Source organism: Corynebacterium sp. 1103A, assembly GCF_055700955.1.
On record NZ_JASTTF010000009.1, the window covers coordinates 74,486 to 88,549 of the forward strand.

Sequence of the window (14,064 nt, forward strand, 5' to 3'; positions counted from 1 at the left end):
CACCATCGTTAAGGAGAACAATGCCTGTAGACGCCAGCGAATCCGACCGCGCAGCCACGCTCGCCGACGCCCCGCGCGGCGGCGACCGCGACACCCTTCGCGACATCGCCGGTCCGGACGACGCCTACCTATTGGCCCAAGAGCGCGAGGAGTCCATGAACGCCCAGCGCCGCGCGCTCATCGTCATCGTTACGGACCATCCCGAGCAGCACGCCGAAGACAACCGGCGCCTGTGCTCGGAGCTGTTGGCCGAGGCTAACTTCCGCGTCGATGGGGCAGTGGTGGTGCGCGCCAAGAAGTCGAAGATTCGCCAGGCTATTGAGACGGCCGTGGTCGGCGGCGTGGACCTGGTGCTGACCGTCGGCGGTACCGGCGTGGGCCCGCGCGACAAGACCCCGGAGGCCACCCGCACGGTGCTGGACCAGCTGGTGCCGGGCATCGCCCAGGCCCTGCGGTCCTCCGGCCAGGCCTGCGGCGCAGTCGACGCCTGCACCTCCCGCGGCATCGCCGGCGTGTCCGGGTCCACGGTGGTGGTCAACGTCGCCGCCTCCCGCGCAGCCATCCGCGACGGCATGGCGACCCTGACCCCCTTGGTGCACCACCTGGTCGACCAGCTGCAGAAGTACTCGGTGGACTAAGCGTTAAAGTGCGATGACTGATTCACATTCCCGGCGCAAGAAGCGGCGGCGCGCGGTGCGCCCCAGCGACTGCCCCGACTACGACCGGACGGCGGACCGGGCACCGTTCGTCTCCGCCTTTGACTCGGCGGACTCGGCCGGCTCCGCAGACGCAGAAAGGGCCGTCGAAGTAAACGACGGCCCTGTGGACGACGGGCTACGCGGGGAAGCTTTCTACCGCGAGCAAATCCCGCCGCACTATTAAACCTGCGCGCTAGGCGCGGTGCTTGCCGGAGGCATCTCCACCGGCGGCGCCGGGCGCGCCGGGCACGACCGGCGCGCCCGGGGTATCGGCCGATCCCTCGGCCAGATCGCTGGTCTGGCCGGTGACCTTGTCGCTGACGTCGTTCTGCGCGGCGAGCAGGTCGCGGATTTCGATGAGCAAGTCGTCGGTGGTGGGGGTGGCCTCCTCGGGGTCGATGCCCTTGCGGCGCTTGGCGGCTTCGGCCAGCTTGTTCATCGGCATGACGATGAGGAAGTAGACCACGGCGGCGATGATCAGGAAGTTGATGGCCGCGGTGATGACTGCCCCCAGGTCAATGCGGGTGGTCGGGTCATCAGCCTTGATCTGGAACGCGAGCCCGCCGACATCGGCGGAGCCGAAGGAGTTAATCAGCGGCTGGATCAGGGAGTCGGTGATAGCCGTAACGATGGCGGTAAACGCGGAGCCGATGATGACTGCGATGGCCAGTTCAATCACGTTGCCGCGGAGGATAAAGTCTTTAAAGCCCTTCAACATGCGGAAGTCCTTTCGGTGGTTAGCCTGCTCGGTCTCCGGTGACCACCACGGTGAGCGGATAACTCAGCGAAGCGGCCGCCACTTTCTTCGCGGCGGGGGCCGGCAGTGCAATCAGAATAGTAGCCGCTTGGGAGCCCGCGGTCTCTCCCGCGGCGGCCGTGGAGACGATTTTTCCCTCCTGCGCCACGACGGTTTCCGCCGCGCCGGGCCCGGCTAGCTCGCCGCCGTCACCTGTCTCACCGTTGCTGACCACGCTGACCGTATCCCCGTGCGCCAGCAGCGCGGCGATGTCCGGCTCCGCGAGCTTAATCGGCACCAAGTGGTAGTCCTGGCCCTCCGATTCCCCCAACGCGTGGGTAAGTTCCTCGCCCAGCAGGCGGGACTCCGTGACCACCTCGCCGGCGGAGCCGGCCGCCACGACCACCCGTCCGGCCAGGTCCGCCGGGTCGTTTTCCGCGGCCACGCCGGCCGGGATCGCATCACGCGGCAGGGAGCGCCACTCGATGTCCTCGGCCGCCAGCTCTTGGCCGGCCACGACCTCTCGGGCAAAGACCGGCACCCGCGGGTTTTCCTTCCAGCCGCTCAGCCCCACCAAACCGGCGGCGATAACCAACGCGCCGGCCACCAGCTTCTTTAAAAGCGTCGCGCGCGGGTGGCCCGGGGTGGCCAACGTGTGTCTCAGGGAAGAAAAAACAGCTAAACTCCGCATGCCTTTATAGACTGCGCCCGCCCCGCCCCCGGTTCCCGGGCGACCGACATAAGCGGCGCGGAAACTCAGCGCCTAGAAGATCTCCACGCCGGCGTCGGTGAGCGCGCCATCGCAGGGCACGTCGTGGGCATCGGACGGCAGCTGCTCCACGACCTCGCTGGAGCGCACCACAGCCAGCTTCAGCGGCCCGCCCGCGCGCAGGTCGGCCAGCGCGCGGTCGTAGTAGCCTGCGCCCTTGCCCAGCCGAAAGCCGTGCCGGTCCACCGCCATCGCCGGCACCAGCAGCACGTCCAGCCCGGATAGCACCGTGGAATTGAACTTTGGCCCCACCGGCTCCGCGATGCCCAGCGCCCCCGCCCGCGTGGCCTTATCGCCGTGGTAGCTTGCCCACAGCAGCGTACCGCCGGGCATCGACAGTGGCAGCCACACCTGCTGGCTGGCCGCCGCGACCGCGGCCAGCCACGCCTTCCCGCCCGGCTCGCTGTCCAGCGGGGCATAGGCCGCCACGCGCGGGCGGCCTAAGGCGCGCAGAAAGCTGTCGGTGTGGGCGATGAGGGAGGCATCGTCGGCCGGGGCGCGGCGGGCGGCGCGGAAATGCTCGCGCAGGGTCTGCTTGTCGGCGTCGGGGGAGGAAAAATTCATAACTTAAATACTAATAGGGCGTATCGGTGCCCGACACGGATAAGACGAGCAGGTAAGGTCAGTTCCATGTCTAACGAGCGCGAGAATACCCCGCACGGGGTGAAAACCGTAGTGGTTCCGGCCGCCGGCATGGGGACGCGTTTCCTCCCGGCCACCAAGACCGTGCCGAAGGAGCTGCTGCCAGTAGTGGATACACCTGGCATCGAGCTCATCGCCGAGGAAGCCGCCTCCGTCGGTGCGCAGCGCCTGGCCGTTATCACCGCCCCGAACAAACAAGAGGTCATGCGCCACTTCGAGCGCTTCCCCGACCTGACCGAGACCCTGGCCGCGCGCGGCAAGGACGAGCAGGTCGCCAAGGTGCAGCGCGCCGCGGACCTCATCCACCCCATTGCCGTCGAGCAGGCCGAGCCGCTGGGACTCGGCCACGCCGTCGGCCTAGCCGAGTCCGTGCTGGACGAGGACGAAGACTTCTTCGCCGTCATGCTGCCGGACGACATCGTCCTGCCTGCCACCGTCATGGAGGACATGGCGCGCGTGCGTGCGGCCTTGGGCGGGTCCGTCCTGTGCGCCTTCGAGGTCGACCGCGAGGAGACCTACAACTACGGCGTCTTCGACGTAGAAGACACCAACGCACCGGGCGTGAAGAAGGTCGTCGGTATGGTCGAAAAGCCCGATCCCGCCGACGCCCCCTCCAACCTCGTGGCCACCGGCCGCTACCTGCTGGACCGCAAAATCTTCGACGCCTTGCGCCGGATCGGCCCGGGCAAGGGTGGCGAGCTGCAGCTTACCGACGCCGTTGAGCTGCTCATCCAGGAGGGCGAGCCCGTGCACGTGGTGGTCCACCGCGGCAAGCGCCACGACCTGGGCAACCCCGGCGGCTACATCCCCGCCAACGTCGACTTCGGCCTGCGGGACGAGAAGTACGGCCCGGCGCTGTATAAGGCGATCAAGCATATTATTGCGGAGTACGAGCAAGAGACCGGGTTGGCGGAGAACTAACCAGGGAAAGGCGGCGCGTTGCTATGCGTTCTGTGGAAGAACAGCTGGAGTTTGTCACCGATGCGGCGGTCACGCCCGAGCCGGTACGGATCGCCATCGCCAACGCTTTGGGGCTGAAGTGTGCCGAGGAGGTCCAGGCGCACCAGCCGCTGCCGGGCTTCCCGCAGGCGGCCATCGATGGCTACGCGGTCCGCGCGGTTGATATCGGCGGCGAGCGCGGCCTCGGTCGGCGCGACCCGGATGCGGAGGAGGCCCCAGAATCGGAGACGGAGCGTTCCGTGCCCGTGGTGGGGGAGGTCCCGGCCGGTTCCCGGCAGCCGCTGCGCCTCCAGCCGAAGCAGGCTGTGCGCGTCTACACGGGCGCACCCCTGCCCACGCTTGCCGATGCCGTCCTTCCCCTTGAGTGGACCGACCGCGGGCGCAAGCGCATGGTCGCCCACCGCCCAGTGCGCTCCGGTGACTTCGTGCGCCGCGTTGGCGACGACATCCAGCCCGGCGACGTCGCGGTGTCCGCCGGCACCATCCTGGGCCCGGCCCAGATTGGGCTTCTGGCCGCGGTGGGGCGCTCGAAGGTGCTGGCGTACCCGCGCCCGCGCGTGACCGTGATTTCCTTCGGCCGTGAGCTGGTGGATATCGACCGCGAACCTGGCCTGGGCCAAGTCTTCGACGTCAACTCCTACGCGCTGGCGGCCGCCGCCCGCGAGGCCGGTGCCGAGGTCACCCGCGTGGGCATTGCCGAGGGCGAACCGCGGCGCATCCGGGAAAACCTGGAGGCCCAGATAGCGCGCAGCGAGGTCATCGTGATCTCCGGCGCAGTGGGCGGCGCCGGCTCCGCGGCCATCCGCGAGGTGCTCGACCAGCTCGGCGACATCGACACCACGCGGGTGGCCATGCACCCGGGCTCCGCGCAGGGCTTCGGCCTGCTGGGCGACGAGCGCATCCCGACGTTTTTGCTCTCGTCCAACCCGGTTTCGGCCCTGGTGGTCTTTGAGGTCTTCGTCCGCCCGCTCATCCGGTTGGCGCTGGGCAAGCGCAACGCCGCGCGCCGCGTGGTGCGCGCCCGCGCCGTTAACCACATCGACTCCCGCCTGGGCCGCCGCGGCTATATCCGCGCACGCCTGATGCGCGACGCTGACACCGCTGACTACCTGGTCGAGGGCCTGTCCGGCGCGGGCGGGGCGCCGGCCCACCTGCTGGCCGGGCTGGCCGAGGCTAACGCGCTCATCCGCGTCCCGGAATCCGTGACGGATATCCGCCCCGGCGACGTCGTTGACGTTATGTTTATCACCCAGCGCTCATGATCGACCCCTTCGGCTGGGCGTGGCATAGCTGGCAGCGCCACGCCGGGGCGAGGGAGTCGCGCGCTATCGAACACCCCGGGTGGCCGGAGGTTACCGAGACCGTACACATCCGCCCGAACGCCGCCTTCCCGCGCGGGGCCGAGGTGCGCCTGCGGCCGCTGCACCGCGCGGACGGTGCGGACTGGCGCGCGCAGCGCCTTCACGACGAGGCCTACCTGCGCTACGTCGAGCCGACGATGCCCACCAGCTGGGCCGCCGCCCACAGCTCTCAGGCCTGGTGGAACCACCTGTGGTACCTGGGCGCGGCGGCGCGCCAGGGGGTGGTGGTGCCCTTTGCTATCGAGTGTAACGGGCGGTTTGCCGGGCAGATCACGCTGGGCAATATCCAGCACGGCAGCGTGAGCGAATGCTGTATCGGCTACTGGGTCTTCTCGGAGATGACCGGCGGGCACCTGGCGACGGTGGCCTGCGCCTTGGGCACCGACCACGCCTTCCGGCGGGTGGGCATGCACCGGGTGACTGCCACGTTTTTGCCAAACAACGCCGCCTCCGGGCGGGTGCTATTTAACAACGGCTTCCGCGAGGAGGGCATCGCGCGCCGCAGTCTGCACATCGACGGCGAGTGGCGCGACCACCACTTCGTCGCCTTGGTGCGCGACGACTTCCCGGATACCTGTGTTTCCCGGCTGCGGGCGGGCGGCGTGCTGGATTAGCTCGCCGGATTGGGCGTGGCGCAGGCCGGCCGGGCGGCCGCGCCGAAGTACTGTGGTTGTGACAATCGTCAAACTATGAAAGAGGTAGCGCGTAGTGTCTCCTGGCCTCATTCTAATTCTGATCCTGGTGGTCTGGCTCTTCGTCCTGGCGCCGTGGCTGCTGCGGGGCCAGCGCCCGGTCAGCCATACCGGGGACGGCTTCGAGGACACCCGTGTGCTCTTCGAAGGTGACCAGGGCAAGGTCGCCGGCCGCCGCAAGCCGCGGGTGACCGCGCAGGACGTGCACCGCACCAACGCTGACGACGGCTACGAGATCGTCGACGCCGAGCCGGCCAGCCTGGCGGTGCCGGTCTCCGCGCAGGAAGAGACCATTGACGGCGAGGTCGTGGATTCGCCCCTGATCGACGATGCCACCGACGAGACCACCGCCAACGCGGAGGCCCACTCGGACAAGCAGACCGCCGGGGCCGGCGACGCGGCAGCGGCGGAGGCAGACGCCGAGGAGGTCGCGGAGTACTTCGACCCGCCGCAGGTCGACGAGGTCGCCGCCGATGCCTACTCGCTCGACGCCTCCTACACCTCCCCGGTGGATCTGATGTACCCCGGCGCCGTCGATGCCGATGCCGCCGCCATCGCCTCCGCCGCCGAGGAGACCGCTTCCTCCGCGGATAACGCGGAGGAAGCGGACATCAGCGGCGACGACGAGCTGTCCGCCGAGGAGCTGGAATTCGCCAAGCGCCGGCTGGGCCGCGGCGGCTGGGACCCAGAGGCCGACGAGGCCGCGTCCACCGACCGTTACCAGCGCCGCCAGCGCACCCTGCTGGGCCTGGCCGTCGCCGTCGTGGCCACGGTCGCGCTGGGCATCATCGTCGGCGGCTGGGGCTGGCTGCCCGCCGCCGTGGTGGGTGTGCTCTCCGTGGTCTACCTGGTGGCTCTGCGCACCCAGGTGCGCCAGGAGCAGGCCTTGCGCCACCGCCGCGTCCGCCAGCTGCGGCGCGCCCGGCTGGGCGTGCGCAACGCCGCCGACGAGGAGCTGTCCATCCCGCGCAGCCTGCGCCGCCCGGGCGCGGTGGTCCTCGAGGTCGACGACGACAGCCCCGACTTCGACCACCTGCCGGTCTACTACCACGACGACGACACCACCGGCGACCGCGCCCCGGTCCGCCGCGACGACTTGGCCGCCCGCCGCGTCAGCTAGCCCCAGAGGCCTAGTCCGAGAGCTTGGCCTTCCAGGCCTAGTCCCAGAGTCCCGAGCACCCGCGCCGGTGCGAGCCCATCAGGTGGGTATCGACCATCCCGATGGCTTCCATCAGCGCGAAGCAGGTGGTGGGCCCGACGAACTTAAATCCCCGCTTCTTCAGAGCCTTCGACATCTTCGTCGATTCCTCTGAAGTGGTGGGGATTTCTTCTACCACCTCGGGCCGTGGAGTATCTGCCGGCCGGAAAGACCAGATGAGACCGCTCAGGCCGCCCTCGGCGCGCAGCGCCACAGTGGCGCGGGCGTTGTCGATGGCAGCCTGGATTTTGCGGCGGTTGCGGATGATGGTGGCATCGTTAGCTAGGCGCTCGACGTCGTCGGTTCCGAAAGCCGCCACCGCGTCCGGATCGAAGCCGGCGAAGGCCGCGCGGAAGGCCGGCCGGCGGCTCAGGATAAGCCGCCAGGACAGGCCCGCCTGGAAGCCCTCCAGCACGAGCCTTTCGTAAAGCTCCGCCTCTGAGTAGACAGGCAGGCCCCATTCGGTGTCGTAGTAGTCGCGCAAAAACTCGTCTGCAGCCGCCCACGGGGTGCGCGCGAGCCCGTCGGGGCCGGTGAGCGGTCCGGTGCCTGTGGTATCCATCGGTAGTGTCTCCTAGAGATGAAAGTGCGTGGTTGCTACCGTTTTAGACTGCCGCCGGGCCCGGTTGGGCTCCCGACCCGGCTTCTAGCTCCAGCAGCCAGCGCTTGGCGGCCAGGCCGCCGCGGTAGTTGCCCAGGGTGCCGTCGGAGCGCACCACGCGGTGGCAGGGCACGAACAGCGGCAGGGGGTTGCGCGCGCACGCGTTGCCCACCGCGCGCACGGCCGCGGGCTGGCCGGCCCGGGCGGCCAGCTGGCCGTAGCTGAGCGTCTCGCCGTAGCCCACGCGCGCCAGCTCGCGCAGCACCGCCGCGGTAAAAGGCGGCTGTCCGGAGTGGTCCAGAGGCGCGTCGAAGGGAGCGGAAGAGCCCGCGAAATAGGCCCGCAGCTGCGCGGCGGCCTCCTCTAAGACGGCGGTGGTCCCCGGGGTAGCATCGGCCGGCAGTTCGTCGCCGGGCAGGGCCAGCTGGGTGAGGGCGGCGTCGGAGCCGGCGAGCGCGAGGCGGCCCAGCGGGCTATCGAGCAGGTACACGTGAGTCATCGCGGCGCCTTTCTTTAGCAAAGTTGTGGTACCAAGGTAGTCTAATGCTCATGAATAAACCCGCCGTTAGAGATGCCGCGCTGCTCCTGCTGCGGCTGATCCTCGGCCTCGTCTTCGTCTGCCACGGGGTGACCAAGCTGTTTATCAACGGCATGGACGAGACAGTCGGGCAGTTCTCCGCCCTGGGCGTGCCCCAGCCGCAGATTCTAGCCTGGCTGACCACGGTCGGGGAGCTAGCGGGCGGCACGCTGATGGTCATCGGCCTGCTCACGACGGCAGCCGCCGCGGTGCTGATGATCCTAGTCGGCGGGGCCTTCTACTTCGCCCACTGGGGCAATGGCTTCTTCGCCACCGACGGCGGCATCGAATACGTCAGCGTTCTGTTCGTTTCCCTGCTGATGGTCGTCGTCTTCGGCGCGGGGCGGGCCAGCCTGGATGAGGTGCTCAACCGTGTTGACGCATGAGCAGGTCCAGGCCGCCATCTCGGCGCGCCTAGATGGGGAGGACCACGGGCTGGACGATAACGTTGTCGACGCCCACATCGCTGAATGTGCCGAATGCCGCGCCTTCCAGGACAAGGCGGCCCGGCTGAGCCGCTCGCTGAGCTTCGTGGAGCCGGCCGACACGGGCATGGCCCCACCGCAGGACCTGTCCGATCTCATCTTGGGCGGCGTGGAATCCGAATGGCAGCGCACCGCCGGGCGCCGGCATGCGGGGCTAGCGATGGCGCGCATCCTCCTGGTGGTCATCGGCATCATCTGCGCCGCGTGGGCCGTCGCGATGGTCGCGCAGTCCTCCGGCATGGTGCCGGGCACCGGCGAGGTCCTCGACCCGACGGCGGACCCGGACGGCGCGTCGGCGCTCATCGAGGGCGCGGCCCTGCGCCTGGGGCTGGCCTCCGGGCTTATCTTCGCCGCCTGGCGTCCCCGCTTAGCACCCGGCCTGATGCCGCTGACGTGCACGCTGTTTGCCTTCCTGTGCGGCTTCGCGATGCGCGACATCGCCCTAGGCAACCTCGTCATGGGCCAAGTCTACGCGCTGCTGGCCACCGGCCTGTCCACGGCGGCGCTGGGCTGGGCCTGGGCCGCCGACCACGGCTTCAGCCTGCGCGGGGCCTGGCGCGTTTTGGGCGCGGACCCGAACTAGCCCGGCAGCACGGCCGGCCCCGGCCAGCCCCGGCTAGGTCCAGCTGGGCAGCCACATCATGGACTGGTACCAACTCTCCGGTACGTTGAAACCGTAGAGAATGGGCGCGAAATAACAAAACATCGCCACGACGGCGGCGACGTAGACGACCACGGCCACCGTGCCCCACCGCAGCGGGCGGGCCCAGCTGGCCACCGGCCCGCGCCCGGCCAGCTGCCCGGCTATCAGCGCTAGGCCGACGATGACGAAGGGGATAAGCGCGGCGGCGTAGAAGAAATACATCTGCCGGTCGTAGGCGGCCAACCACGGCAGGAAGCCGGCGGCGAAACCGATGAGCACTGGGGCGAATCGGCGGTCGCGGCGCACGAACCAGCACCACGCCGACCACATCAGCACCGGCACGATGAGCCACCAGATGATGGGCGTGCCGAACAGGAAGAGCATTTGACGGCACTCGATGCCGCCCGTACACGTCAGCTCCGTATGCGAGTGGTAGAGGATCGGGCGGGCGCCGACCAGCCACGCCCACGGCTTGGAATCCCACGGGTGCGAGTGCCCGCCGGAGGTGGTCAGGGAGGCGTGGAACTCCAGCACCGAGAGGTGGTAGTAGAGCCAGCTGGCGAGGGCATCGGGAAGCAGGTGCAGCCAGGAGCCGGCCTCGATGGTGCCGTCGGTGGCCGCGTGGCGGTAGACGGCGGTCTCGCTGGTAAACCAGGCCCGCCAGGACCACACGTACAGCGCCGCCGGCACCGCCACCAGCGAGGCCAGCGCGGCCGGGGTATCGCGCACGAGGGCGCCCAGCACATAGCGGCGCACCCCGTAGCGGCGGCGCAGCCACAGATCCGCGAAAACGCTGGCCAGGCCGAAGAACATGAGGTAATACAGCCCGGACCACTTCACCGCCAGCGCCAAGCCCAAAAAGACGCCGGCGCTGAAGCGCCACCAGCGGAAGCCGAAGCGGGGGCCGAAGGCGGCATCGTTAAGCAGGCCCGCGCGCCAGGCGTCGTCGAGGCGCTGGTGGACCTGCTTGTGGTCGTGGACTAGGGCCCAGGCCGCGGCGACGATGAAAAATACCTGGAAGATGTCCAGCATGCCGAAGCGGGAGGAGACCAGCAACACGCCGTCGCAGACCGCGATGAGGCCGGCGATGGTAGCCACCACCGTCGAGTTCGACAGCTGGCGGGCCAGCGCCATGATCAGCAGGACGGTGCCGACGCCGAAGAGTGCGGCCATCGTGCGCCAACCCAGCGGGGTGTAGCCAAAAATCTGCTCCGAGACCGCAATCAGCTGCTTGGCTAGCGGCGGGTGCACCACCAGCCCGTAGCCGGGGTTCGACTCGATGCCGCCGACAAAGAGGTTGTCCCAGCTGCGCACCATGTCCCAGGCCTGCGGGGCGTAGTGCTTCTCGTCGAAAATCGGGGTGCCACTGGCGGTAGGGTACTGGAGGGCGACAAAGCGCGTGATGAAGGCCAGCGCGGCGATGACAAGCGTGGTGACCGTGTCCGCCCGGGTCCACGTGATGGGCCGCGGTACAGCGGCCGGCCGGTTGTGGGCACCGCGCGGGACGGCGGCGGGCTGGGCGGAGGAAGTACGGATACTCACCCCAGATAGTTTAGGGTACGGCACTGTGCCATGCTATTAGGCATGAGCTTTGAGTTTTCGCTGGAGCCGCTGCCGCGCGGCGTCGTGCTGGCCGCCACCCCGTTGGGTAACCCGGGGGACGCCAGCGCGCGCCTTCTGCAGGCGCTGAGGCAGGCCGACGTTGTCGCGGCGGAGGACACCCGCCGCGTGCGGGCGCTGGCCCAGGCCCTGGGCGTGGAGATTCGGGGCAAGGTAGTCTCCAACTTCGACCACAACGAGGACGCTCGCGCCGCCGGGCTTATCGATGCCGCCCGCTCCGGCACCGTCCTCGTCGTCACCGATGCCGGCATGCCGATTGTCTCCGACCCGGGGCACTCCCTGGTGGTCGCTGCCGCCGAGGCGGACGTGCGGGTGACCTGCCTGCCGGGCCCGTCCGCGGTGACCACCGCACTGGCGCTGTCCGGGCTGGGTGTGGGGCACTTCATTTTCGACGGTTTCGCCCCGCGCAAGGGCGGGCCGCGGCGCAAGTGGCTCGAGTCGCTGCGCGGGCAGGAGCGCGCCGTGGTCTTCTTCGAGTCCCCGCACCGGCTGGCTGAGACGCTCGAAGTGGCCGCCGAGGTGCTGGGGGAGGGCAGGCCCGCGGCGGTCTGCCGCGAGCTGACCAAGACCTACGAGGAGGTCAAGCGCGGCACGCTGGGTCAGCTGGCCGAGTGGGCGGGCGATAACGTGCGCGGCGAGATCACCGTGGTCATCGAGGGCGGTAGCGCCGCCGCCGTGAGCGTGGACGAGCTGGTGCCCAAGGCCCAGCAGCTCGCCGCGGCGGGGCTGCGGCTCAAGGCGGCCTGCAAGCAGGTCGCCGGCGAGGCGGGGGCGTCGAGCCGCGAGCTCTACGATGCCGTCTTAGCCGCCCGCGACTAGCCGCCCGGAACGGGCCTTTCGGGCCCGTCGCCGTGGCTGGCAGTTCCCTGAGACCGGCGGCCGAAAAATACTGTGTTTTTGGTCTACTTGCAGGGAAAATAACCGTCCACAGCAATTCTTAATCCAATTGTTACAGAAACGTTTTGTTTCACCGTCGGAAAACTTAAAGACTAGCGGATATGCCGGACCTTGTGATGGTTACGACGCGGCGAAAATCGGTGATAAAGCCCGGAGATTAAGGAAAAACGCGGTCCGCAATTTGAAAGACTTTCCGGTTTCGAACAACCTAGATTGCATGACAAATTCGGAAAACAACGTGCCTGAAGGGGCGGATCCGCACGATCCGGACGTGCTGGATTCCAAACCGGTAGATCAAAAATACGAAACCGTTGATGAGGCGCTGGATGGTCAGTCGGCAACCAGCCAGCTGGCTTCCATGCTGGACAACAAGAGCCTTTCCTCCGAAAGGCACGAGGAAGAGCCTGTTGAGATGGCCGCCGATGGCGACGCCAAGATCGACTGGACCGTGACCGGCATTGCCGGGGCGTTGGTTCTGGCAATCGTCATCTGGGGCCTGGCCGGCGCCGACAGCTTCGCTGAGTTCTCCAGCAAGGCCCTGACCCTGGTCGTCGATAACTTCGGCTGGGCCTACGTGCTGTTTACCACCATCTTCGTGGTCTTCGTCGTCGCTATCGCGGTCTCCAAGTTCGGCACCATTCGCCTGGGCCATATTGACGAGGAGCCGGAGTTCTCCACGCCGTCGTGGATCGCGATGATGTTTGCGGCCGGCATGGGCATCGGCCTGATGTTCTACGGCGCGTCCGAGCCGCTGGCCTTCTACCGTGACGGGGTTCCGGACCACAACCCGCACGAGGTCGACACCGCTATGGCAACCGCCATGTTCCACTGGACGCTCCACCCCTGGGGCATCTACGCCATCGTGGGCCTGGCTATTGCGTACTCCACCTTCCGTATTGGTCGCAAGCAGCTGCTGTCCTCGGCCTTCGTGCCGCTCATCGGTGAGAAGGGCGCTGCCGGCCCGGTCGGCAAGCTGATTGATATCCTGTCGATTTTCGCCACCGTCTTCGGCACCGCCTGCTCCCTGGGCCTGGGCGCCCTGCAGATTCAGGCTGGCCTGTCCGCCTCCGGCATCATCGAGGATCCGGGCAACGGCGTGGTCATCGGCATCGTTCTGGTTCTGACCCTGGCCTTTATCCTGTCCGCTCTGTCGGGCGTGGGCCGCGGTATCCAGTACCTGTCCAACGCCAACATGGTCATGGCCGCGCTACTGGCTATCTTCGTGTTCATCGTTGGCCCGACCGTGAACATCCTGAACTTGGTGCCGGGCTCCATCGGCGCCTACCTGGATAACTTCACCGAGATGATCGGCCGTACCGCCGAGTCCGCCAACGGCGAGGCCGGCGAGTGGCTCAGCGGCTACACCATCTTCTACTGGGCATGGTGGGTGTCCTGGTCGCCGTTCGTCGGTATGTTCCTGGCACGTATTTCCCGCGGCCGTTCCGTCCGCGAGTTCTGCGTCGGCGTCCTGCTGGTACCGGCTGGCGTGTCCACCCTGTGGTTCGCTATCTTCGGCGGCTCGGCCATCCACGCCGAGCAGACCGGCAACTCGATTTCCGGCGAGAGCGCCGAGCAGGAGCTGTTCAACCTCCTCAACGGCATGCCACTCGGGGCCATCGCGTCCGTCATCGCCATGATTTTGCTGGCGACGTTCTTCATCACCTCCGCGGACTCCGCATCGACGGTGATGGGCTCGATGTCGCAGAACGGCAAGTCCGATGCCCAGCCGTGGCTGTCCGCCATCTGGGGCGTGCTGACCGCCGCCGTCGGCCTGACCCTGCTGCTGGTCAACGAGGACTCGCTGAATAACCTGCAGAACGTCACCATCGTGGCCGCTGCGCCGTTCCTGGTGATTGTCGTGCTGCTGATGTTCGCCATCGTCAAGGATCTGCGCAACGACGTCATCTACCTTGAGTACCGCGAATCCCAGGCCTTCCAACGTAAGCTCGCCCGCGAGCGCCGCCTGCACCGCGAGTACCAGCGTGCACAGGAGAACAAGCGCCGCCGCGCCGAGCGCCTCAAGCTCAAGCGCAAGCACTAAATCTCTCGCGCACGCGACGAAAGCGCACCGACCCCTTTGCGGGCGGTGCGCTTTTTCTGGTTGAGGTACGCCGAGTAGGCGCTACGGAGTGGTTTCCGTGGCGCCTTTTCGCGTGTTGAGGCAGTCGTGGGGCTTGGCTGGCCT

At 67.9% G+C, this 14,064-nt stretch carries 16 protein-coding genes; 10 read left to right on the plus strand and 6 right to left on the minus strand.

From position 1 onward, the window contains the following. Window positions 1-20: 20 nt before the first annotated feature. The gene (locus QQS52_RS07905; RefSeq protein ID WP_472773347.1) at window positions 21-638 is read left to right on the plus strand and encodes a MogA/MoaB family molybdenum cofactor biosynthesis protein; all 618 of its coding nucleotides are present in this window, start codon (window positions 21-23) and stop codon (window positions 636-638) included. Window positions 639-651: 13 nt separating this feature from the next. Next, entirely contained in the window at window positions 652-882 is a 231-nt protein-coding gene (locus tag QQS52_RS07910; RefSeq protein WP_472773348.1) for a hypothetical protein, read from the plus strand. Between the two features lie 9 nt (window positions 883-891). Here the strand turns inward: QQS52_RS07910 and mscL are convergent, their stop codons facing one another. The 3 genes from mscL to QQS52_RS07925 all read right to left on the minus strand — a co-directional run bounded on the left by mscL (window position 892) and on the right by QQS52_RS07925 (window position 2,767). Beyond that, window positions 892-1,416 (minus strand): large-conductance mechanosensitive channel protein MscL, encoded by a 525-nt coding sequence (gene mscL, locus QQS52_RS07915; protein WP_472773349.1) that lies wholly within the window; start codon window positions 1,414-1,416, stop codon window positions 892-894. Between the two features lie 19 nt (window positions 1,417-1,435). After that, window positions 1,436-2,125 carry an SAF domain-containing protein gene (locus QQS52_RS07920; RefSeq protein WP_472773350.1) on the minus strand — a complete coding sequence of 230 codons (690 nt, stop codon included), beginning with the start codon at window positions 2,123-2,125 and terminating at the stop codon, window positions 1,436-1,438. Window positions 2,126-2,197: 72 nt separating this feature from the next. After that, window positions 2,198-2,767: a 5-formyltetrahydrofolate cyclo-ligase gene (locus QQS52_RS07925; protein WP_472773351.1), complete on the minus strand. Its 570-nt coding sequence runs from the start codon at window positions 2,765-2,767 to the stop codon at window positions 2,198-2,200. 66 nt (window positions 2,768-2,833) lie between these two features. Between QQS52_RS07925 and QQS52_RS07930 the strand changes: the two genes are divergently transcribed. The 4 genes from QQS52_RS07930 to sepX all read left to right on the plus strand — a co-directional run bounded on the left by QQS52_RS07930 (window position 2,834) and on the right by sepX (window position 6,978). Then, entirely contained in the window at window positions 2,834-3,766 is a 933-nt protein-coding gene (locus QQS52_RS07930; RefSeq protein ID WP_472773352.1) for a UTP--glucose-1-phosphate uridylyltransferase, read from the plus strand. A gap of 23 nt (window positions 3,767-3,789) precedes the next feature. Beyond that, on the plus strand, window positions 3,790-5,067 hold the full coding sequence (gene glp, locus QQS52_RS07935; protein ID WP_472773353.1) for a molybdotransferase-like divisome protein Glp: 1,278 nt from the start codon (window positions 3,790-3,792) through the stop codon (window positions 5,065-5,067). Continuing rightward, window positions 5,064-5,780 carry a GNAT family N-acetyltransferase gene (locus QQS52_RS07940; protein WP_472773354.1) on the plus strand — a complete coding sequence of 239 codons (717 nt, stop codon included), beginning with the start codon at window positions 5,064-5,066 and terminating at the stop codon, window positions 5,778-5,780. The genes glp and QQS52_RS07940 overlap by 4 nt, the downstream gene beginning before the upstream one ends. 94 nt (window positions 5,781-5,874) lie before the next feature. Then, entirely contained in the window at window positions 5,875-6,978 is a 1,104-nt protein-coding gene (gene sepX, locus QQS52_RS07945; protein ID WP_472773355.1) for a divisome protein SepX/GlpR, read from the plus strand. A 37-nt stretch (window positions 6,979-7,015) separates the two neighbouring features. Here sepX and QQS52_RS07950 read toward each other — a convergent pair whose 3' ends face one another. Then, window positions 7,016-7,618 carry a DNA-3-methyladenine glycosylase I gene (locus QQS52_RS07950; RefSeq protein WP_472773356.1) on the minus strand — a complete coding sequence of 201 codons (603 nt, stop codon included), beginning with the start codon at window positions 7,616-7,618 and terminating at the stop codon, window positions 7,016-7,018. A 43-nt stretch (window positions 7,619-7,661) separates the two neighbouring features. Then, entirely contained in the window at window positions 7,662-8,156 is a 495-nt protein-coding gene (locus QQS52_RS07955; protein WP_472773357.1) for a methylated-DNA--[protein]-cysteine S-methyltransferase, read from the minus strand. A 50-nt stretch (window positions 8,157-8,206) separates the two neighbouring features. Between QQS52_RS07955 and QQS52_RS07960 the strand changes: the two genes are divergently transcribed. Beyond that, a complete protein-coding gene (locus QQS52_RS07960) occupies window positions 8,207-8,620 on the plus strand; it encodes a DoxX family protein (RefSeq protein ID WP_472773358.1) in 414 nt (137 codons plus the stop codon). Then, on the plus strand, window positions 8,607-9,302 hold the full coding sequence (locus tag QQS52_RS07965; protein ID WP_472773359.1) for a zf-HC2 domain-containing protein: 696 nt from the start codon (window positions 8,607-8,609) through the stop codon (window positions 9,300-9,302). Before QQS52_RS07960 ends, QQS52_RS07965 begins: the two co-directional genes overlap by 14 nt. 33 nt (window positions 9,303-9,335) lie before the next feature. On the opposite strand, the gene QQS52_RS07970 is transcribed toward QQS52_RS07965, so the two are convergent. Then, window positions 9,336-10,904, minus strand: a complete 1,569-nt coding sequence (locus tag QQS52_RS07970; protein WP_472773360.1) for a dolichyl-phosphate-mannose--protein mannosyltransferase — start codon at window positions 10,902-10,904, stop codon at window positions 9,336-9,338. A gap of 42 nt (window positions 10,905-10,946) precedes the next feature. Here QQS52_RS07970 and rsmI point away from each other — a divergent pair, with 42 nt between their 5' ends. Next, complete coding sequence (rsmI, locus tag QQS52_RS07975; RefSeq protein ID WP_472773361.1) at window positions 10,947-11,801, plus strand: 16S rRNA (cytidine(1402)-2'-O)-methyltransferase; 855 nt, start codon at window positions 10,947-10,949, stop codon at window positions 11,799-11,801. Between the two features lie 295 nt (window positions 11,802-12,096). Further along, window positions 12,097-13,920, plus strand: a complete 1,824-nt coding sequence (locus QQS52_RS07980; RefSeq protein WP_472773362.1) for a BCCT family transporter — start codon at window positions 12,097-12,099, stop codon at window positions 13,918-13,920. Window positions 13,921-14,064 lie beyond the last annotated feature (144 nt).

Bases quoted from the DNA above. Each gene is read 5' to 3' on its own strand.
- QQS52_RS07905 (WP_472773347.1), top strand. From the start codon at position 21: ATGCCTGTAGACGCCAGCGAATCCGACCGCGCAGCCACGCTCGCCGAC.
- QQS52_RS07910 (WP_472773348.1), top strand. From the start codon at position 652: ATGACTGATTCACATTCCCGGCGCAAGAAGCGGCGGCGCGCGGTGCGC.
- mscL (WP_472773349.1), bottom strand. From the start codon at position 1,416: ATGTTGAAGGGCTTTAAAGACTTTATCCTCCGCGGCAACGTGATTGAA.
- QQS52_RS07920 (WP_472773350.1), bottom strand. From the start codon at position 2,125: ATGCGGAGTTTAGCTGTTTTTTCTTCCCTGAGACACACGTTGGCCACC.
- QQS52_RS07925 (WP_472773351.1), bottom strand. From the start codon at position 2,767: ATGAATTTTTCCTCCCCCGACGCCGACAAGCAGACCCTGCGCGAGCAT.
- QQS52_RS07930 (WP_472773352.1), top strand. From the start codon at position 2,834: ATGTCTAACGAGCGCGAGAATACCCCGCACGGGGTGAAAACCGTAGTG.
- glp (WP_472773353.1), top strand. From the start codon at position 3,790: ATGCGTTCTGTGGAAGAACAGCTGGAGTTTGTCACCGATGCGGCGGTC.
- QQS52_RS07940 (WP_472773354.1), top strand. From the start codon at position 5,064: ATGATCGACCCCTTCGGCTGGGCGTGGCATAGCTGGCAGCGCCACGCC.
- QQS52_RS07950 (WP_472773356.1), bottom strand. From the start codon at position 7,618: ATGGATACCACAGGCACCGGACCGCTCACCGGCCCCGACGGGCTCGCG.
- QQS52_RS07955 (WP_472773357.1), bottom strand. From the start codon at position 8,156: ATGACTCACGTGTACCTGCTCGATAGCCCGCTGGGCCGCCTCGCGCTC.
- QQS52_RS07960 (WP_472773358.1), top strand. From the start codon at position 8,207: ATGAATAAACCCGCCGTTAGAGATGCCGCGCTGCTCCTGCTGCGGCTG.
- rsmI (WP_472773361.1), top strand. From the start codon at position 10,947: ATGAGCTTTGAGTTTTCGCTGGAGCCGCTGCCGCGCGGCGTCGTGCTG.
- QQS52_RS07980 (WP_472773362.1), top strand. From the start codon at position 12,097: ATGACAAATTCGGAAAACAACGTGCCTGAAGGGGCGGATCCGCACGAT.